General features: G+C 62.1%; 9 protein-coding genes and 1 pseudogene. 8 read left to right on the plus strand and 2 right to left on the minus strand.

Going from position 1 to position 20,268, the window contains the following annotated elements:
• The first annotated feature begins 61 nt into the window (after positions 1-61).
• From ABE456_RS18100 to ABE456_RS18110, 3 genes are all read left to right on the plus strand, one after another.
• Positions 62-1,375 carry a murein hydrolase activator EnvC gene (locus tag ABE456_RS18100; RefSeq protein ID WP_346645126.1) on the plus strand — a complete coding sequence of 438 codons (1,314 nt, stop codon included), beginning with the start codon at positions 62-64 and terminating at the stop codon, positions 1,373-1,375.
• 77 nt (positions 1,376-1,452) lie between these two features.
• Complete coding sequence (locus tag ABE456_RS18105) at positions 1,453-2,769, plus strand: S41 family peptidase (protein WP_346645127.1); 1,317 nt, start codon at positions 1,453-1,455, stop codon at positions 2,767-2,769.
• Between the two features lie 8 nt (positions 2,770-2,777).
• Positions 2,778-3,545, plus strand: coding sequence for a divergent polysaccharide deacetylase family protein (locus ABE456_RS18110; protein ID WP_346645128.1), 768 nt, complete (start codon positions 2,778-2,780; stop codon positions 3,543-3,545).
• A 6-nt stretch (positions 3,546-3,551) separates the two neighbouring features.
• On the opposite strand, the gene ABE456_RS18115 is transcribed toward ABE456_RS18110, so the two are convergent.
• Both ABE456_RS18115 and ABE456_RS18120 read right to left on the minus strand, forming a co-directional pair.
• On the minus strand, positions 3,552-8,198 hold the full coding sequence (locus ABE456_RS18115; RefSeq protein WP_346645129.1) for a DUF6543 domain-containing protein: 4,647 nt from the start codon (positions 8,196-8,198) through the stop codon (positions 3,552-3,554).
• A gap of 596 nt (positions 8,199-8,794) precedes the next feature.
• Positions 8,795-10,320 (minus strand): annotated as a pseudogene (locus ABE456_RS18120) (BCCT family transporter); the annotation flags it as partial.
• Between the two features lie 531 nt (positions 10,321-10,851).
• Between ABE456_RS18120 and betI the strand changes: the two are divergent.
• From betI to mscK, 5 genes are all read left to right on the plus strand, one after another.
• The gene (betI, locus tag ABE456_RS18125; protein ID WP_346645130.1) at positions 10,852-11,508 is read left to right on the plus strand and encodes a transcriptional regulator BetI; all 657 of its coding nucleotides are present in this window, start codon (positions 10,852-10,854) and stop codon (positions 11,506-11,508) included.
• Between the two features lie 39 nt (positions 11,509-11,547).
• Positions 11,548-13,020: a betaine-aldehyde dehydrogenase gene (gene betB, locus ABE456_RS18130; RefSeq protein ID WP_346645131.1), complete on the plus strand. Its 1,473-nt coding sequence runs from the start codon at positions 11,548-11,550 to the stop codon at positions 13,018-13,020.
• A 78-nt stretch (positions 13,021-13,098) separates the two neighbouring features.
• Positions 13,099-14,796, plus strand: coding sequence for a choline dehydrogenase (betA, locus tag ABE456_RS18135; RefSeq protein WP_346645132.1), 1,698 nt, complete (start codon positions 13,099-13,101; stop codon positions 14,794-14,796).
• Between the two features lie 215 nt (positions 14,797-15,011).
• The gene (locus ABE456_RS18140; RefSeq protein WP_346645133.1) at positions 15,012-16,754 is read left to right on the plus strand and encodes a potassium/proton antiporter; all 1,743 of its coding nucleotides are present in this window, start codon (positions 15,012-15,014) and stop codon (positions 16,752-16,754) included.
• A 35-nt stretch (positions 16,755-16,789) separates the two neighbouring features.
• Positions 16,790-20,098: a mechanosensitive channel MscK gene (gene mscK / locus ABE456_RS18145; protein ID WP_346645134.1), complete on the plus strand. Its 3,309-nt coding sequence runs from the start codon at positions 16,790-16,792 to the stop codon at positions 20,096-20,098.
• Positions 20,099-20,268 lie beyond the last annotated feature (170 nt).

Raw genomic sequence — 20,268 nt, forward strand, 5'->3', positions numbered from 1 at the left:
TTTTTTTGCCCGCCCGCGCGGGCATACTAGGCCAGTCTCCATCCTTGGTACGCCAAACCTCATGCTTCGCGCCCTGATCCTCCTAGCCCTGTCTTGCCTGCTCAGCCCGGCCTTCGCCGATGAGCGTGCACAGACCCAGCAGCAACTGGACGCCACCCGCCAGGACATTGCCGAGCTCAAGAAGACGCTGGGCAAGCTCCAGGAAGAAAAGGCCGGTGTGCAAAAGGACCTCAAAGCCACCGAGACCGACATCGGCAACCTCGAAAAGCAGGTGGAGGCACTGCAGCAAGAACTAAAAAAGACCGAGGGCGAGCTGGAGCGCCTTGATACCGAGAAAAAAAAACTCCAGAGCGCCCGCGTTGAACAACAGCGACTGATCGCCATCCAGGCCCGTTCGGCCTACCAGAACGGCCGCGAGGAATACCTCAAGCTGCTGCTCAACCAGCAGAACCCCGAAAAGTTCGCCCGCACCCTTACCTACTATGACTACCTGAGCAAGGCGCGCCTGGAGCAACTGCGCACCTTCAATGAAACCTTGCGCCAACTGGCCAACGTCGAGCAGGAAAGCGCCACCCAGCAGCAACAGCTGCTGGCCCAGCGTGCCGACCTCGACAGCCGCCGCCAGGCCCTGGAAACCGAGCGCGGCAAGCGCCAGCAGGTACTGGCCAAGCTCAACAGCGACGTGAAAGACCGCGACCAGAAGCTGCAATCGCGCGAGCAGGATCAGGCCGACCTGGCCAAAGTCCTCAAGACCATCGAAGAAACCCTGGCCCGCCAGGCCCGCGAGGCTGAAGAGGCACGTCAAAAGGCCTTGCTGGCGAAGCAGGAAGAAGAAAAGCGCCGCCAGCAGGAAGCCCTGGCCGCCGCCGCTGCCCGCGACCGGGCCCGCGAGACCGCCGAGCCTGTAGAGCCGCCGAAAAAGGCCCGTACTACCCTCGGCCCGATGGTTTCCAGCGACGGCGCGAACTACGGCGGCGCTTTTTCTGCTGCACGGGGCAAACTTCCGTGGCCAGTCAATGGTCGATTGCTGGCACGCTTCGGTGATGCCCGCGGCAGCGATGCCCGTGCCAAGTGGGACGGGGTGATGATCAGCGCCAACCCAGGCACCCAGGTACGCGCCGTGCATGGCGGCCGCGTGGTGTTCGCCGACTGGTTGCGCGGCGCCGGGCTTCTGGTCATTCTGGACCATGGCAACGGTTACCTGAGCCTGTACGGCCACAACCAGAGCCTGCTCAAGAGCGCCGGTGATATCGTCAAGGCCGGTGAAGCCATTTCCACCGTTGGCGACAGCGGTGGCCAGGACGCAGCAGGCTTGTACTTCGCCATCCGCCAACAGGGCCGGCCGACCGACCCTTCGCAGTGGTGCCGGGGCTAGTCAATTTATACGGGGTAGCCTGAGTGCTACGCCGATGCTCCCCAGGGAGCGCTTACAGGATCAGGAGTTCGTTCGACATGCTGCACTCGCCTCGTCTCACCCAGCTGGCCCTGTCCATCGCCCTGGCGGTCGGCGCGCCCCTGGCCACTGCCGCAGAGCCGGCCAAGGCCGCCGCAGTCCCGGCCACCGAGGTAACCGCCAAGGCGCCGCTGCCGCTGGAAGAGCTGCGCACCTTCGCCGAGGTCATGGACCGCATCAAGGCGGCCTACGTCGAACCGGTGGACGACAAGACCCTGCTGGAAAACGCCATCAAGGGCATGCTCAGCAACCTTGACCCGCACTCGGCCTACCTCGGCCCCGAGGACTTCCAGGAGCTGCAGGAAAGCACCAGCGGCGAGTTCGGCGGGCTGGGCATCGAAGTGGGCCAGGAAGACGGCTTCATCAAGGTGGTCTCGCCAATCGACGACACTCCGGCCTCGCGTGCCGGCGTGCAGGCTGGCGACCTGATCGTCAAAATCAACGGTGCCCCGACCCGCGGCCAGACCATGACTGAAGCGGTCGACAAGATGCGCGGCAAAGTTGGAGAGAAAATCACCCTGACCCTGGTGCGCGATGGCGGCAACCCGTTTGACGTGACCCTGGCCCGCGCGGTCATCCAGGTCAAGAGCGTAAAAAGCCAGCTGCTGGAGAACGATTACGGCTACATCCGTATCACCCAGTTCCAGGTCAAGACTGGCGACGAAGTGGGCAAGGCCCTGGCCAAGCTGCGCAAGGACAACGGCAAGAAGCTGCGCGGCGTGGTGCTGGACCTGCGCAACAACCCGGGCGGCGTGCTGCAATCGGCAGTGGAAGTGGCCGACCACTTCCTGACCAAGGGCCTGATCGTCTACACCAAGGGCCGCATCGCCAACTCCGAGCTGCGTTTCTCCGCTGACCCGGCCGATGCCAGCGACGGCGTGCCACTGGTGGTGCTGATCAACGGCGGCAGCGCCTCGGCCTCGGAGATTGTCGCCGGCGCCCTGCAGGACCAGAAGCGCGCCGTGCTGATGGGCACCGACAGCTTCGGCAAAGGCTCGGTGCAGACGGTGCTGCCGCTGGCCAACGACCGAGCGCTGAAGCTGACCACCGCGTTGTACTTCACGCCCAATGGCCGCTCTATCCAGGCCCAGGGCATTGTCCCCGACATCGAAGTGCGCCCGGCCAAGCTCACTGCCGAAGCCGACACCGACAACTTCAAGGAAGCCGACCTGCAGGGCCACCTGGGCAACGGCAACGGCGGTGCCGACCGCCCAACCGGCAGCAGCAAGCGCAAGGAGCGCCCGCAGGATGACGACTTCCAGCTGAGCCAGGCACTGAGCCTGCTCAAGGGCCTGAACATCACCAAGGGCGACTGATCCACCCCATGCGTTATCTGCTGTGTCTGTTGTTCTGCCTGTTGGCCGGGGTCGCGCAAGCGGCGCCGGCTGGCAAGGCCTACATGAGCATCATCATCGACGACCTGGGCCAGAGCCCCGAGCGTGACAGCCGCACGTTGGCCCTGCCAGGCCCAGTGACCATGGCAATCATGCCCGACACCCCGCACGCCACCGACTTTGCCCGCCAGGCGCACAAAGCCGGCAAGACGGTGATACTGCACATGCCCATGGACCCGGCCACCGGGCCCTACGCCTGGCACCCCGGCCTACCCATCGATGAACTGGCCCGGCGCCTGGACGCTGCGCTGCTCAAGGTGCCCTACGCTGCCGGCATCAACAACCACATGGGCAGCCGCATGACAGCACAGCGCGAACCGATGGCCTGGTTGATGGCCGAATTGCAGCGGCGCCATATGTTCTTCGTCGACAGCCGTACCAGTGCCGCCACGGTGGCGGCAGCCGAAGCACAGGCACTAGGGTTGGCGCATGTTTCGCGCGATGTGTTTCTCGATGACGTGCGCACCACCGAGGCAATTACCGGGCAGCTGCAGCAGGGTATTGCCTTGGCGCGCAAGCAAGGTTCGGCGGTGCTGATCGGGCACCCTTACCCACAGACGCTCGAAGTGCTGGCACGCGAGCTGCCACGCTTGAAAAGCCAAGGGATCACCTTGGTCAAACTGCCACAGATGATCGCCGAGCGCAGCAATCAGGCCATGCCTGCGCATGGTAAGCATGGCCGCTACAGCAACCGTTGACGACCGTCATGTGAACGGGATGATACCCTCGACATCCTCTGCACGCAGTTGCCCGCGATAGATATTCAGCACCTCGTTACGCCTCGCCGCACGCAACTGGGCCTGCAGCCCCAACTTGCGCTGGCTCCACAGCTTCAGGTGCCCCCTAAGGAAGTCCCGGTCAGTGCTGTTTTCTGCAGGATAATGGAAGTGCGCCTCCCATAGCGGCCCACCGGATATCCGCTTGACCTCATAGACATCCAGGTAGTCGGCTACCGATAGCTGTACCCGCCGCTCACTTCGCAAGATGCTGATTTCCCCTGCACGGTGGAGAAACTTCAATGCATTCAAGGTCGGTGTCTTCGTGGTCAGGTAATAGGCTTTGAGAAACTCGGCTTTGGTGTTCTCTAGCCTCCTGATGGCTGTGTTACCCGTCGCTGCCAGGTCTGCATCTGTGCCGCTGCGGGGTAAATAGGACAAAGCCTTTTCAAGGTCAGCAACATGCTGATCGATTATGGTGGCGAAGCCGAGCGGTTCATCGTTGCTCAAAAAGCGCTGGGCTGTTTTAACGGTATCGTCGACTTTGCCAATCAGCTCCCTGATTCTTCTTCGCAGCACTTTCGGCAGAGGCGTCGGTATAGGCGCCGGCTCCTCCCTATCAAGCGCGCCCACCTCTTGCCACTGGCTGTTCTGGCGACGGAACGTCCTGATGACGTTGTCGTAGCTGTCCTTCTGTTGAACTACTGCAACGCCGTCGTTGTCCACAGACTCAACACCCACCACATTATGTCCCTGGTGGGTCTTGACGACACGACGAGTACCGCCGCGAGGGGCGTAGACAGGCGTACGCTGGGGGCGCACTTCGACCGAGGCCTTTTCACGCTCGATGGCTGAAAGCTCCTCGACTGCCCGGGATTTGAGCTTGCGCAACACCTGAAGGAACAATTCCAGCTTATCCAGGCGAATTTCAATAGGCTGGCTGCTTGCCAAGTACTCGGCGCGACCGATGCTTTCTTCATACGCATTGATCACATCACTTAGTACAGCCCCCCGCTCCTCATCCGAGATGCTGCTAGCCAGATCACCATGTGCACTGCCGGCACTGCGCAGCGCAGCCCCAACCAGCCGTTCGTCGTAATCTGCCACCTGCGCTTCACTGGTCCCTTTTAAACGATCCAGACTCAGTTCACCGAGGTTCTCCAGCAGCCGGAACTCAAGGTCAACAGCGTTCAAACGGCGCTGTCTGATTATCAGACCAAGCTCGGCGTGTTTATTTGTCACCCGCCCGTTGTTGTCCCTGAACACGATATCGTTATCGTTGAGCGTGCTTTCAAGCAGCGGGTCGAATTGGGCCGCCAATGAAACGAGGTCGGCGCCCCACTTCCGGACCCGCTCCAGAGAATCGACCAGCCGTCGATACTGCTGTATTTCCTCCTCGGTCTCGGGTAATACCGCGATGGCGTTACGCTGGCTGGCGATGTCTTCCTCATTGATCATTGTGGCCAGCAGGTTGTAGCGATACTCGCAGGTAGCGACCACCCCCTCCCTGATGATGCTGCGTTGCTCGGCCAGCGCCTGCGTCATATCTGCACTGGACAGCCTGACTGCGCCAAGTTGCTTCAGTATTTCTTCGTGAGCGATATCGTGATCGATCAGTGCTTTCGTATCGTTGAGCAGGTATTGCCTTTGAGCCCTCCTGAGCTGTAGCTGCAGGCTGAGTTCTTCTTCGCGACCACCGGCTTGCTGCAAGCTTTCAATTTTTGTTGTCGTTTCCTCGACTTTGTCGAAATGCATTTTATAGGTGTCTGACAGAGGCCGGCGCTGCTCTACCATTTCCCTGTCCATTTCTCTGATCTTCTCTTCCTGAGCGCTGTTTGCTTCTCGCTGCTTCTGGACCCGGCTTTTCGGCATTCCACCCAACAAGCGCTGGCCGCCATCGATGCGCCATGCCCCGTTTACCTCCTGCAACCAAGGCCCTGGTTTGCCGTGAGCATCGATGATACGAACGCCTTGCTCGTCGACGGCCACCCTGTAGTTATCGCCGCGCAATGCTGCGTAATACTGGCCGCCGTGGTGATACAGACCAGCGGCCAGGCCTGTCGTTTCCGGCACTACGCCATCGAGCACTACGGCCGAGCGCATGGCCTCAAGCGCCTTGCGCTGCTCGATCGGTAAAACATTGAAGCCTTCACCACCCACAAAAGAGAAGTCCAGCAGCGTCTGCTTCATCCCTGGACTCCCTGGCAAATACACCTCTCCGGGTTTTAGCGAAGCTGCCTGCGTCCCTGAAGGTATCACCGGCTCTGGCACCAGGCCCTCAGGCCAGGCCGCAGCAGGCCGGCGGTCTACGGCCGCCCCGGTAACAGGCCTCGGCGCATGCGCATGACTAACGACCATGACCAGGTTGAGCAGCATGTCGACGACTGCAGCAGAACGCTCGAACGGGCTACCATCGCGAATGGCCTGGATATCGGCACTTGCTACGCTGAACATCTGAACCAGCCACGCCGCGGAGGCCACCGGGCCGCGCAACAGCAAGGTTGCCACATCGAACAACAGCCAGGCACCTCGCGTAAGGATTGCCCAGCGGCTTTCGGCATTCGACACCGAATTGCGCTCGGCCAGTTCGACCAGCAAATCACGATTGGCAGCGTAGAGCTGCAGGTCTACTTCGGTGCGCCAGTACCGTGGCCAGAATTGCGCTGGCGAAACGGGTGCCGGGAGTATTGATGTATCGACAATAGGCCGCCCCAGATGCGGCTCGCTGAAACCACCGTGGGCATATACCGGACGTACTTGCGGCGACATCCAGTCCAGCATGCTGGTTTGCAGGCTCGTTTCCGAGCGTACCGCCTTCATCATCGAGCCGATTGTGTCGAATTCACGTATCGCCGCTTCGCCGTAGAGCGGCCGGTACAGCACCACACAGCCAGCTGATGCGTTGAACAACACATACATGCCACGTACCAGGTCGTAGTCCTTGCCCAGCGGTTCGCGCCGCAGAGCAAACGGCATCAGCATGCTGGCAGGCAAATCAGTGTCGATATGCCCTGCGCAATAGTCACAGATCGCCTGCAGGCTGGCGTCACCGAGCTTGCCGTCACGCTTTGCCTGCAAGGCACTGAGCAAAAACGAACAGCGCCACTCGCGACCGAACCGGATGACACGCTGTTCCAGTCCCTTCGGTTCGTTGAGTTGCTCGGCAACATAGGCTGGGTAGTTGCGACCGATATCTACGCGCGTGACCAGCGCTTTGACGTAGTCGGCGGTCAGCCAGTCCATGATCAGCTGCCCGTCACGATGGAAGATGGCAGTGATCGTCGCCCCCTGCAGGGAGCTAAGGTTGGCGATCGCAAACTCGGTAAGGCTGACGCTGCGTCTGGTCACCACGCCGTCACCGGTGCCTATGGCCGCGCCACCCGGCACGCCCACGGCCGATGTCAGCTCCAGTTGCAGGTCGTCCGGGAAGTAGTTGGCGTCAACCGGATGGTCCGCCAACAACTCACGGCGTAGCCGCTGGCTGGCGTAGTCGTACAGGTTAAGCACCCCGTCCAGCGCACCAATACCGCCAGACTCCGCTTGCGCCAGTGCCAACTCGAAAAGCCCGACCTGGTACGCGAAGCTGTCCCGGGCAGGGAGAGACGACAACCAGGGCGGCAGGCTACCTTTCACATCGGGCTGAGCGGCGTAACCCTCGATGAACCATTGCGCAGGCTCGGTACAGGCATGGCAAGCCTGCTCCAGGTCGGCAATGCTGGCGAGGGGTAGGCGCCAGAGGTTGAGTACGTTCTGAAGCATGCACTCTTGCAGCATCGCCGTGAGCTGGGGGAACGGGTCACCTTCCAGTTCATGACGATGCCAGACCAGGCTATCGTAACCCGTCTGCTCGCCATGTTCGCGCTGCAGGGCAAGCCCGAGTTCGTCGAACCCGCGGTAAGCCCAGATGACACCCGACGGCTTGCACCAAAGCACCGTTTCCTGCTGGTCCCAACTTCCGTATATGAACAGGTCGCTCAGAAAGCTCTGGGTTGTCTGGCCGTGAGCGGTCGACTCAAGCTGCAGCAGGTACATCGATGGCCGCTTTTCCCCACCCTGCAAGAGACCAAGAACACAGGCTTGCTGCTGAGCATCCAGGCCTTGTAACGGCAGGTTCTGCAGCAAGGCCGACTTGATGGTTTGCTGCAGCCAGCGATCGCGACTGACCCCCACGCTGCCTGGTGCGCGCCAGTAATCAATCAGGGCCTGGCTGAAATAGACGTACAACGCCAGGACAAGCTCATTGAGCGGCTGGGTCAATGTTTCAAGTTCTATCTTGTCTCCTGGCGCGCTTGCAAACGGATCCGGGTTCACGAAAAAGCGCTTTTGGTCGAGCATCAGGAACTGTGGATAGATGCCCAGCGGGGCAAAATCCAGCACCGTGTGATCGAGGTAGGCCTGTAGAACCACATCGACAAGCGGGCGCACTTTCACTAAACCTCCATCGGCAGGTGGCGTCGCCACTTTCAGCCGATCAGCATCAGTAAGCTCAGGACGGTAACTGGCAAGGAGTGGGTAGTACTCGTGCAGCAACGCCATGATCCGTTTGCTGGCGACCTGGCGCAGAGTCGGACGGCTGGAAAACTGAGACGCGACGAGCGACTTGAAGTCGAGTGATGGTGCAGAGGTGTTGGGCATGATGGGCATCCTTGTTGAAGGGATGCCGACCCTAGGCCATAAGTGCCCAGGCAACGTGGTAGATAGATCAGGTCAACAGCAGTCGCGGGAGTGCAGCTGCTGCAAAGGTGGCGCCAGCATCGGGGCTGGCGCCATCCCCTTCGAAGCCGAGGTGTCATCCCCAGCGCTGCAACAATCAGCTGTAAACACGCCCCAGCAACTGGCGGTGGCTTTCGAACTGGTCCAGCACGTCACGCACGATCTGCTCTGGGGCAAAGCCCATCAGGTCGTACTCCTGGCTGCCATCGTGCAGGTAAACCTCGGCACGATAGAAACGCTGGCGCACTTCCGGCTCGCCTTCCACCGGTGCTTCGCTCGGCGCAGCCATGTAGCCGTCCAGGCTCACTTCGTAAACGAACGGGTTGCCCTCTTCCATCATCACCCGCAGGCCCATCATGTTGCGCGACTGGCCCACACGGGTTTCCACCTCGAAGCCCAGGGTCTGCAACTGCGCGGCCGCGTCTTTGAGCGCCGGGCTGACCTGCTTGTCCATGAAGCGCTGCACCACGGCCTGGGTCGGCTGCAGCTCCAGCTGGGTCAGGCGCTCGCTGAAGCCGCGACGGCCACGGGCGGCCAGTTCGGCGCGCTCCTGCTCGACCGCCACGTCCTGCTTCATGGCCTTGTACAGGCCGAACATGAACAGCACCAGCACCACCGAGAACGGCAGGCCTGCCAGCACCACCATGGTCTGCATGGCTTCGAAGTTACCGGCAAACAGCAAACCGATGGTGACCAGGGTGATGACCACCGACCAGAACACCACCATCCAGTGCGGGGCATCTTCGTCGACCTTGCCGCCTTTGCAGGACAGGTTGGCCATCATCACCGCGCCAGAGTCGGCCGGGGTGAGGAACAACACGAAGCCGACGAACACCGCCACACCGATCACGATCTTCGCCGCCGGGAAGTATTCCAGCAGCTGGTAGATCGACATCGACGGCTGTTCCAGCGCGGTCTTGCCCAGTTCCACAGCGCCCTGGTTGATCACCAGGTCCAACGCGGTGTTGCCGAAGATCGACAGCCAGGCCAGGGTGAAGCCCAGCGGGATCAGCAGCACGCCCATTACCAACTGGCGCACGGTGCGGCCCTTGGAGATACGGGCAATGAACATGCCGACGAACGGACCCCAGGAAATCCACCAGGCCCAGTAGAACACGGTCCACAGGCCCAGCCAGCGCTCGGACTTGCCGGCCTCGCCTTCGTACACATAGAGGTCGAAGGTTTTCAGCACGATGCCGTTCAGGTAGTCGCCGACGTTCTGCACGAAGCCATTGAGCAGGTGCAGGGTTTCGCCGCCCAGCAGCACGAAGATCAACAGGCCGCTGAACAGCATGATGTTCAGGTTGGACAGCCGGCGAATGCCGTTTTCCACACCCGAAACCGCCGCCACGGTGGCCACACCGGCCATGACCAGGATCACCACCAGCAGGTTGGTCTTGCTGTGGTCCATGCCGAACAGGTATTCCAGGCCGGACGACACTTGCATCGAACCGATGCCCAGGTTGGTCACCAGGCCCAGCAAGGTGACGAACATGCCGAAGATGTCCACAGCATTGCCGGCAGCGCCCTTGACCCAACGCTCACCGACCAGCGGGTACAGCGCCGAACGCAGCGCCAGCGGCTGGTTGTGGCGGTAGGCGAAGTAACCCACGGCCAGGCCGACCAGGGCGTAGATCGCCCAGCCATGCAGGCCCCAGTGCAGGAAGGTCAGCTGCAGGCCCTGGCGCGCAGCTTCGAGGCTGGCCGGGGTGCCTTCCGGTGGGTTGAAGTAATGGTCAAGCGGCTCGGAAGCACCGAAGTACAGCAGCGAAATACCGATACCGGAGGAGAACAGCATGCCGGCCCAGGCGCCGTAGCTGAAGTCAGGCTGGTCGTCCTTGCCGCCCAGCTTGAGGCTGCCGTAGTCGGAGAAGGCCAGGTAGACGACGAACAGCAGGTAACCGCAGATCACCAGCATGTAGTACCAGCCGAAGGTGCGCGTCAGCCATTTCTGGGCCACGCCCAGCACCTGGCCGGCGGTTTCGGGTACAGCGATCAACAAGGCAGTCAGAACGAGGATCATCAGCGCGGAGGTGAAAAACACCACGCGGTTGACCCGTACCCTCTCGGCGGGGGGCTTGGTAAGTGAGGCAGAACTCATTGCACGAATGCTCCGGGCAGTACGGCTGTGGAGGCTAATCAGTCTTTCCCGAGCAATTGGTGGAATATCCCCACTGCATCAGGTGTTATAAAAGCACCCTGGAAACCGTGATCCCGAATCGATACGTTGCAAAAAACAGACAGGTGGCCTGCTGAAAATGCCACACCTCAGCTGAGGTGCGCGCATTCGTCACAGATCACCCCGCCCGCTCCAAGGGCCCGCCGCAGGGTCAAAGACCGTACGGCAGAATCTGCATTTCGCATCGCTCTTGCCCGTCAACGCCTTGTATTCCGGGGGTTACGCGATTTCCTGGGGTGTCAATCCGTGCCTTCTCGACCGCCTGAAAACTGTCAATGGCACAAATTGTCGCAGAGCTTATTCTTTATTGATTGAACGTTCAATCAAAACAAAATAGACTGGCCTTCGCCGAGTCAGCCGCCCGTCGTCTGCTCGCAGGCCTGAGGAGATAGCAAGATGCCCAAGGTCGGTATGCAACCCATCCGCCGCCAGCAGTTGATCGAAGCCACGTTGCAGGCGGTCGATCAGGTCGGTCTGGGGGACGCCAGCATTGCGCTGATTGCCCGTTTGGCCGGTGTGTCGAACGGCATCATCAGTCACTACTTTCAGGACAAGAACGGCCTGATCGCAGCGACGATGGGTTACATCATGAACATGCTCAACGAGGGCGTTAGAGCACGTCGCCAGGCCCTGACGGACGACAGCCCGCGCGCCCACCTGAAAGTGATCATCGAGGGCAACTTCGATGCCAGCCAGGTGAACGGCCCGGCAATGAAAACCTGGTTGGCCTTCTGGGCTTCCAGCATGCACCAGCCCGATTTGCACAGGTTGCAGCGGATCAACGACCACCGCCTGTATTCCAACCTGTGCTGCCAGTTCCGCCGCACCCTGCCGCTCTACCATGCGCGCAAGGCAGCCCGCGGCCTGGCAGCCCTGATCGACGGCTTGTGGCTGCGTGGCGCCCTGTCGGGTGATGCATTCGACACCGACCAGGCGATACGGATTGCTTACGAATACATGGATCTACAACTGGCTAAGCAGCACACCCTGGGCACAAACGACCAGGCCGCTGACCAAGCGCGCACGGCCCTTGCCAACCCGGCAGGAGCGTGACGCGCAAGCCAAACCACACACTGCACTTGCGAGGACACTATGGCCCGTTTCGGAACGCAAAAACTCTACATTGATGGCGCTTACGTCGACGCTGGCAGCGATGCCACTTTCGAAGCCATCAACCCGGCTACCGGCGAAGTCCTCGCCCACGTGCAACGTGCCACCGAGGCTGACGTCGAGAAAGCCGTCGAAAGCGCCGAGCGTGGCCAGAAAGTCTGGGCCGCGATGACCGCCATGCAGCGTTCGCGCATCCTGCGCCGCGCCGTCGACATCCTGCGCGAGCGCAACGACGAGCTGGCCATGCTGGAAACCCTGGACACCGGCAAGTCGTACTCGGAAACCCGCTACGTCGACATCGTCACCGGCGCCGACGTGCTGGAGTACTACGCTGGCCTGGTACCGGCCATCGAAGGCGAACAGATCCCGCTGCGCGAATCGTCCTTCGTCTACACCCGCCGCGAACCGCTGGGCGTGACCGTCGGTATCGGCGCGTGGAACTACCCGATCCAGATCGCCCTGTGGAAATCCGCCCCGGCCCTGGCCGCAGGCAACGCAATGATCTTCAAGCCGTCGGAAGTCACCTCGCTGACCACCCTGAAACTGGCCGAGATCTATACCGAAGCCGGCCTGCCGAACGGCGTATTCAACGTCCTGACCGGCAGCGGCCGCGAAGTCGGCACCTGGCTGACCGAGCACCCGCGCATCGAAAAAGTTTCCTTCACCGGCGGTACCACCACCGGCAAGAAGGTCATGGCCAGCGCCTCGAGCTCGTCGCTCAAGGAAGTGACCATGGAATTGGGCGGCAAGTCGCCACTGATCATCTGCGCCGACGCCGACCTGGACAAGGCCGCCGACATCGCCATGATGGCCAACTTCTACAGCTCGGGCCAGGTGTGCACCAACGGCACCCGCGTGTTCATCCCGGCTGAAATGAAGGCTGCCTTCGAAGCCAAGATCGTCGAGCGCGTTGCCCGCATTCGTGCCGGCAACCCAGAAGACGAAAACACCAACTTCGGCCCGCTGGTCAGCTTCCAGCACATGGAAAGCGTGCTCGGCTACATCGCCAAGGGCAAGGCAGAAGGTGCCCGCGTACTGTGCGGCGGTGAGCGCCTGACCGAAGGTGATTTCGCCAAGGGCGCCTTCGTCGCCCCGACCGTATTCACCGACTGCAGCGACGACATGACCATCGTCAAGGAAGAGATCTTCGGCCCGGTGATGAGCATCCTCACCTACGAAACCGAAGAAGAAGTGATCCGTCGTGCCAACGACACCGAATACGGCCTGGCCGCCGGTGTCTGCACCAACGACATCACCCGTGCCCACCGCATCATCCACAAGCTGGAAGCCGGTATCTGCTGGATCAACGCCTGGGGTGAATCGCCGGCCGAAATGCCGGTGGGTGGCTACAAGCAGTCGGGCGTCGGCCGTGAGAACGGCATCAGCTCGCTGGCTCAATACACTCGCATCAAGTCGGTCCAGGTCGAGCTGGGCGGCTACAACTCGGTCTTCTAAGGCCCTGTCCAGCCACGCCCGTGCCGCCGTGCACGGGCGTTTCCGCTCCCTGATCACCGCCAACACGAGGGTACTTCCATGTCCCAAGAATTCGATTACATCATCGTCGGAGCAGGCTCCGCCGGTAACACCCTGGCTACCCGCCTGACCGAAGACGCCGGCGTTACCGTACTGCTGCTGGAAGCCGGTGGCCCCGACTACCGCTTCGACTTCCGCACCCAGATGCCAGCCGCCCTGGCCTTCCCGCTGCAGGGCCGCCGCTACAACTGGGCCTACGAAACCGACCCGGAGCCGTACATGGACGGCCGCCGCATGGAATGTGGCCGCGGCAAGGGCCTGGGTGGCTCGTCGCTGATCAATGGCATGTGCTACATCCGCGGCAACGCCATGGACTTCGACGGTTGGGCAGAACTGCCAGGCCTGGAAGACTGGACCTACCTCGACTGCCTGCCGTACTTCCGTAAAGCCGAAACCCGCGACATCGGCCCGAACGACTACCACGGCGGCGAAGGCCCGGTCAGCGTGGCCACGCCGAAAGCCGGCAACAACCCGCTGTTCCACGCCATGGTCGAAGCCGGCGTGCAGGCCGGTTACCCGCGCACCGAAGACCTCAACGGCTACCAGCAGGAAGGCTTCGGCCCGATGGACCGCTCGGTAACCAAGAACGGCCGCCGTTCCAGCACCGCCCGTGGCTACCTGGACCAGGCCAAGAAGCGCCCGAACCTGACCATCGTCACCCACGCCCTCAGCGACCGCGTGCTGTTCGACGGCAAGCGTGCCGTTGGTGTGACCTACCTGGTCGGTGACAGCGAAGAACGCGTTGAAGCCCGCGCTCGCAAGGAAGTAATCGTCAGCTCCGGCGCCATCGCTTCGCCACAGTTGCTGCAGCGCTCCGGCGTCGGCCCGCGCGCCCTGCTGGAAAGCCTCGACATCCCGGTGGTGCACGACCTGCCGGGCGTTGGTGAAAACCTGCAGGACCACCTGGAACTGTACCTGCAATACGCTTGCACCCAGCCGGTGTCGCTGTACCCATCGCTGCTGTGGTGGAACCAGCCGGCCATCGGTGCCGAGTGGATGTTCAAAGGCACCGGCATCGGCGCCAGCAACCAGTTCGAGGCCGGTGGTTTCATTCGTACCCGCCCTGAATTCAAGTGGCCGAACATTCAGTACCACTTCCTGCCGGTCGCGATTAACTACAACGGCTCCAATGGCGTGAAGGAACACGGCTTCCAGGCGCACATGGGCTCGATGCGTTCGCCTGCCCGTGGCCGCATCCAGGCCAAGTCGAAGAACCCGCGCCAGCACCCGAGCATCCTGTTCAACTACATGTCCACCGAGCAGGACTGGCAGGAATTCCGTGACGGCATCCGCCTGACCCGCGAAATCATGGCCCAGCCGGCGCTGGACCCGTACCGTGGCCGCGAGATCAGCCCAGGCGCGCACGTGCAAACCGACGAAGAACTGGACAAGTTCATCCGCGAGCACGCCGAAACCGCCTTCCACCCGTCCTGCTCGTGCAAGATGGGCACCGACGACATGGCAGTGGTCGACAGCGAAGGCCGCGTGCACGGCATGAAAGGCCTGCGTGTGGTCGATGCGTCGATCATGCCGCTGATCATCACCGGCAACCTCAACGCCACCACGATCATGATCGCCGAGAAAATCTCGGACAAGATCCGTGGCCGTAAGCCGTTGCCGCGCAGCACCGCCAAGTACTACGTGGCAGGTGATGCGCCGGTGAAAGGCAAGCCGATGCGTGAGGTGAAGCAGGCGTAAGCCCGCACCGCCCTCAAGGGCCGTTGTAGGAGCGGGTTCACCCGCGAAAGGGCCCGCATAGGCAACACATCAAAAGGCACCCACCGCGGTGCCTTTTGCACATCTGCAGAAACGCTTTACATGCTGCCAATTCATCAGGTTAGAATCGATTGGCACGCGACCTGCTAGCGAGATGCTATCGAGTTCCTTTCCCCGCTGTCCCGGAGTACCTGCCTTTGGATGCAAGCACCATCAACAGCCTGTTCCTGATCGGCGCATTGCTGGTGGGTGCAAGTATCCTGGTCAGTTCGCTGTCGTCGCGCCTGGGCATCCCTATCCTGGTCATCATCCTCGCAGTCGGCATGGTCGCCGGTGTCGATGGTGGCGGCATCATCTTCAACAACTACCCGACCGCCTACCTGGTGGGCAACCTGGCACTGGCCGTGATCCTGCTCGACGGCGGCTTGCGCACGCGGGTGGCGAGCTTTCGCGTAGCGCTGTGGCCGGCGCTATCGCTGGCCACCGTCGGGGTGATGATCACCACCGCCCTCACCGGCCTGGTCGCCGCCTGGCTGTTCAACCTGAGCCTGATCCAGGGCCTGCTGATCGGCGCCATCGTCGGCTCCACCGACGCCGCAGCAGTTTTCTCGCTGCTGGGCGGCAAAGGCCTGAACGAACGGGTTACCGCCACCCTGGAAATCGAATCGGGCAGCAACGACCCGATGGCAGTGTTCCTCACCGTCACCCTGATCGACATGATCGCCAGCGGCCAGACCGGCCTGCACTGGAGCCTGCTCACCCACCTGCTGCGCGAGTTCGGCATCGGCGGGCTGCTAGGCCTGGGCGGCGGCTGGCTGATGCTGCAACTGGTCAACCGCATCAACCTGGCCGGCGGCCTGTACCCCATTCTGGTCGTCGCCGGCGGCCTGGTAGTGTTCTCGCTGACCAATGCCCTGCACGGCAGCGGCTTCCTCGCCGTTTACCTGTGCGGCCTGGTGCTAGGTAACAAGCCAATCCGCAGCCGCCACGGCATCCTGCACATGCTCGACGGCATGGCCTGGCTGGCGCAGATCGGCATGTTCCTGGTGCTGGGGCTACTGGTCACGCCCCACGACCTGCTGCCCATCGCCCTGCCGGCGCTGGGCCTGGCGCTGTGGATGATCCTGGTGGCGCGGCCACTGTCGGTGGTCGCTGCGCTGCTGCCGTTCAAGGCCTTCCACGGCCGGGAAAAAGGCTTCATTTCCTGGGTCGGCCTGCGCGGCGCAGTACCGATCATCCTGGCGGTGTTCCCGCTGATGGCCGGCCTGCCGGACGCCCAACTGTTCTTCAACCTGGCCTTCTTCATCGTGCTGGTGTCGCTGCTGGTGCAAGGCACCAGCCTGCCGTGGATGGCCAAGCTGCTGAAAGTTACCGTTCCGCCAGACCCGGCACCCATCTCCCGCTCCGCCCTGGAAGTGCACGTCACCAGCGAGTGGGAAATGTTCGTTTACCGCCTGGGTGCGGAAAAATGGTGCATCGGCGCCGCCCTGCGTGAGCTGAAAATGCCCGAAGGCACGCGAATTGCCGCGTTGTTCCGTAACGAGCAACTGCTACACCCTTCGGGCAGTACCGTGCTGGAAGTCAACGACATGCTCTGCGTGATCGGCCACGAGCACAACCTGCCGGCCCTGGGCAAACTGTTCAGCCAGGCCCCCCAGCGAGGCCTGGACCTGCGTTTCTTCGGCGACTTCGTGCTCGAAGGCGATGCCGAACTTGGCGCGGTGGCAGCGCTATATGGCCTGAAACTCGACGGCCTGGACGCGAAAATGCCGCTGGCGCAGTTCATCCGACAGAAGGTCGGAGGCGCTCCAGTAGTAGGCGACCAGGTCGAATGGCATGGCACGATCTGGACCGTGGCCACCATGGACGGGAACAAGATCCAGAAAGTAGGCGTCAGATTCCCCGAAGGAACGCGACCCGGACCAGGATTGTTCCTCTAAACTTCGTTTCTGCCGGATCCACAAGTAGTCTGCCTATGTCCCTGCGCGTGTACCTCCGCACAGCCCTGCTCGGGCTGTGCCTGTCCCTCACTTTTGCCGCCAACGCGGCAGAAGCCCCGACCACCGCCAGCATCCAGAACAGCCTCGACAAGATCGCCGAGCGCAAGCTGCCCGAAGCCGACCAGAAGGCCCTGCAGCAGGTGCTTGAACAAACCTTGAGCCTGCTGGCCAGCAAGGAAGACAACGAGAAGAAACTCGCTGCGCTGAAGCAGCAGCTGACCGGTGCCCCCAAAGAAACCAGTGACAGCCAGAAAGAACTCGCCAGGCTCCAGGAAAGCAAGGCGCAGCCCGTGGCCCAGCGCTACGCCAACCTCACAGTGCCGCAGCTCGAGCAGATGCTCAGCGAGCGCAACACCCAACAGGGCGAGCTGCAAAAGGCGCTGTCCGAAGCCAACAGCCTGATCATCAATTCGCAAACCCGCCCGGAACGCGCCCAGGCTGAAATCAGCAACAGCCAGGCACGCACCCAGCAGATCAACAACATCCTCAAGACCGGCAAAGATGCTGGCAAACCGATCACCGCCGATCAGCGCAACCAGCTCAATGCCGAACTCGCCTCGCTCAACGCGCTGACCCTGCTACGCCGCCAGGAACTGGCCGGCAACAGCTTGCTGCAAGACCTGGGCAACGCCCGCCACGACCTGCTGATCGAGCGCGCCGCGCGCCTGGAGCAGGAAATCCAGGACCTGCAGACCCTGATCAACGACAAGCGTCTGGCCCAGTCCCAGGAGGCGGTAACCCAGCAGTCGATCGAAGCCCAGAAGGCTGGCGGCAGCAGCCTGCTGGCCACCGAAAGCGCGGTCAACCTCAAGCTCTCCGACTACCTGCTCAAAAGTACCGACCGCCTCAACGAACTGACCCAGCAGAACCTGCGCAGCAAACAGCAGCTCGACAGCCTGACCCAGGCCGATCAGGCGCTGGATGAGCAGATCAACGTGCTCAAGGGCAGCCTGCTGCTGTCGAAGATCCTCTACAAGCAGAAGCAGACCCTGCCGCACCTGAAGGTCGACCGCGACTTGGCCGACCAGATCGCCGACACCCGCCTGTACCAGTTCGAGGTCAACCAGCAACGCGAGCAGATGAGCAGCCCGGTCACCTACGTCGACAAGCTGCTGGCCGCCCAGCCGCAGGAAGAGGTGACCCCACAGCTGCGCAAGGCCCTGCTGGAAGTGGCCATCACCCGTAGCGACCTGCTGGAACGGCTGAACCGCGAGCTGTCGGCACTGCTTAACGAATCGATCACCTTGCAACTGAACCAGAAGCAGCTGCTGAGCACCGCGCAGAGCCTGCGCACCACTCTCGACGAGCAGATGTTCTGGATCCCCAGCAACAAACCGCTGGACTGGGACTGGCTGCGCTATGTGCCAGAGCGCCTGGCCGACCAGGTCGCCAACCTGCCATGGGGCTCAGGCCTGAAAGAGCTGGCCGACGGCCTCAGCCAGCGCCCGTTGCTGTTCCTGCCACTGCTACTGGTGATCGGCGCCCTGCTGTGGCGGCGCAAATACCTGTACCAACGGCTGGGCAAAGTCCATCAGGACATCGGCCACTTCCGCCGTGACAGCCAGTGGCACACGCCCCAGGCAATCCTCATCAACATCCTGCTGGCGATGCCAGTAAGCCTGGGCCTGGCGCTGTGCAGCTATGCCCTGCAGATCGACGCCCGCGGGCAGAACGCCAACCTGGGCGCCGCACTCTGGCAACTGGCCCAGGCCTGGCTGGTGTTCTACACCGCCTACCGCATCCTCGCCCCTGGCGGCGTGGCGGAAATCCACTTCCGCTGGCATAAGCCGCAGGTCGAGTTCCTGCGCGGCTGGGTACGCCGCCTGGGCACCGTGGTGCTGGCGCTGGTCGGCGTGGTGGCGGTGGCCGAACACCAGCCTTCTGCACTGGCCGACGACGTGCTGGGTATCGGCGTGGTACTGACCTGCTACGCATTGATGGCCTGGCTGCTCAGCCGCCTGCTGCTCAGTAGCCCGGCACACCGCGACACCTCACTGTTCCGCAGGGCTGTGGGCGTGGCGTTCACCGCCCTGCCCATCGCCCTGTTCGTCGCCGTGTGCTTCGGCTACTACTACACCGCGCTGAAGCTCACCGACCGACTGATCTACACCCTCTACCTGCTGCTGTTCTGGCTGGTGATCGAGGCCGCATTCGTGCGCGGCCTGTCGGTGGCGGCACGGCGCCTGGCCTACCAGCGTGCACTGAGCAAGCGTGCGGCGGCCAAGGAAGGGCTGGATGGCGAGGTCATTACCGAAGAACCCACGCTGGACATCGACCAGGTCAACCAGCAGTCGCTGCGCCTGATCCGCCTGGCCCTGCTCGGCGGCTTCATCGCCGGCCTGTACTGGGTGTGGTCCGACCTGATCTCGGTGTTTGCCTACCTCAACAACTTCACCCTGTACGAGTACACCAGCGGCACCGGTGCCGCTGCCAGCATGGTGCCGATCAGCCTCGGCGACCTGCTTGGCGCGCTGGTGATCGTCGGTATTACCTTCGCCTTGGCTGGCAACTTGCCAGGCCTGCTGGAAGTGCTGGTGCTGTCACGCCTGAACCTGGCCCAGGGCAGCGCCTATGCCACCACCACGCTGTTGTCGTACATCATCGTCGGCATCGGTATCGTCAGCACCCTGTCGACCCTGGGGGTAAGCTGGGACAAGTTGCAATGGCTGGTAGCCGCGCTGTCGGTAGGCCTGGGCTTCGGCATGCAGGAAATCTTCGCCAACTTCATTTCCGGCATCATGATCCTGTTCGAGCGCCCGGTGCGCATTGGTGACACCATCACCATTGGCAACCTGTCCGGCACGGTGAGCAAGATCCGCATCCGCGCCACCACCATCACCGACTTCGACCGCAAGGACATCATCGTCCCCAACAAAACCTTCATCACCGGCCAGCTGATCAACTGGTCGCTGACCGACACGGTTACCCGGGTGACGCTGAAGCTAGGCATCGACTACGGCTCCGACCTCGACCTGGTGCGCGACCTGCTGCTCAAGGGCGCGCATGAGAACCCACGGGTACTCAAGGACCCCGAGCCGATCGTGTACTTCCTCAACTTCGGCGAAAGCTCACTGGACCACGAGCTGCGCATGCACGTACGCGACCTGGGTGACCGCAACCCGACGCTGGACGAGCTCAACCGCTACATCAGCCGTGAGTTCAAGGCGCACGACATCAAGATCTCGGTACGCCAGGTCGAGGTGTTCCTGATGGACCCGAAAGGCGGCAAGCAGCAATTGATTCCGATGGAACAGCCGAAACTGGATGGCACTGCTTCGGCCTGAATAGGCTCGAATACTTTATCCTGTGCGAATACCTTGCGAGGGCTTCGCCCTCGTTCGCGGGTAAACCCGCTCCTACAGGGACCGCGCCGCTTTCCGGCTCAACATCATCCCTGTGGGAGTGGGTTCACCCGCGAAGGGCCGCCAAGCGGCCCCTTGCCACCGATACCCAG

Origin of the sequence: Pseudomonas sp. TWI929, assembly GCF_039673335.1 — a bacterium.
Taxonomy (GTDB): Bacteria; Pseudomonadota; Gammaproteobacteria; order Pseudomonadales; family Pseudomonadaceae; genus Aquipseudomonas.

Bases quoted from the DNA above. Each gene is read 5' to 3' on its own strand.
- ABE456_RS18100 (WP_346645126.1), top strand. From the start codon at position 62: ATGCTTCGCGCCCTGATCCTCCTAGCCCTGTCTTGCCTGCTCAGCCCG.
- ABE456_RS18105 (WP_346645127.1), top strand. From the start codon at position 1,453: ATGCTGCACTCGCCTCGTCTCACCCAGCTGGCCCTGTCCATCGCCCTG.
- ABE456_RS18110 (WP_346645128.1), top strand. From the start codon at position 2,778: ATGCGTTATCTGCTGTGTCTGTTGTTCTGCCTGTTGGCCGGGGTCGCG.
- ABE456_RS18115 (WP_346645129.1), bottom strand. From the start codon at position 8,198: ATGCCCAACACCTCTGCACCATCACTCGACTTCAAGTCGCTCGTCGCG.
- betI (WP_346645130.1), top strand. From the start codon at position 10,852: ATGCCCAAGGTCGGTATGCAACCCATCCGCCGCCAGCAGTTGATCGAA.
- betB (WP_346645131.1), top strand. From the start codon at position 11,548: ATGGCCCGTTTCGGAACGCAAAAACTCTACATTGATGGCGCTTACGTC.
- betA (WP_346645132.1), top strand. From the start codon at position 13,099: ATGTCCCAAGAATTCGATTACATCATCGTCGGAGCAGGCTCCGCCGGT.
- mscK (WP_346645134.1), top strand. From the start codon at position 16,790: ATGTCCCTGCGCGTGTACCTCCGCACAGCCCTGCTCGGGCTGTGCCTG.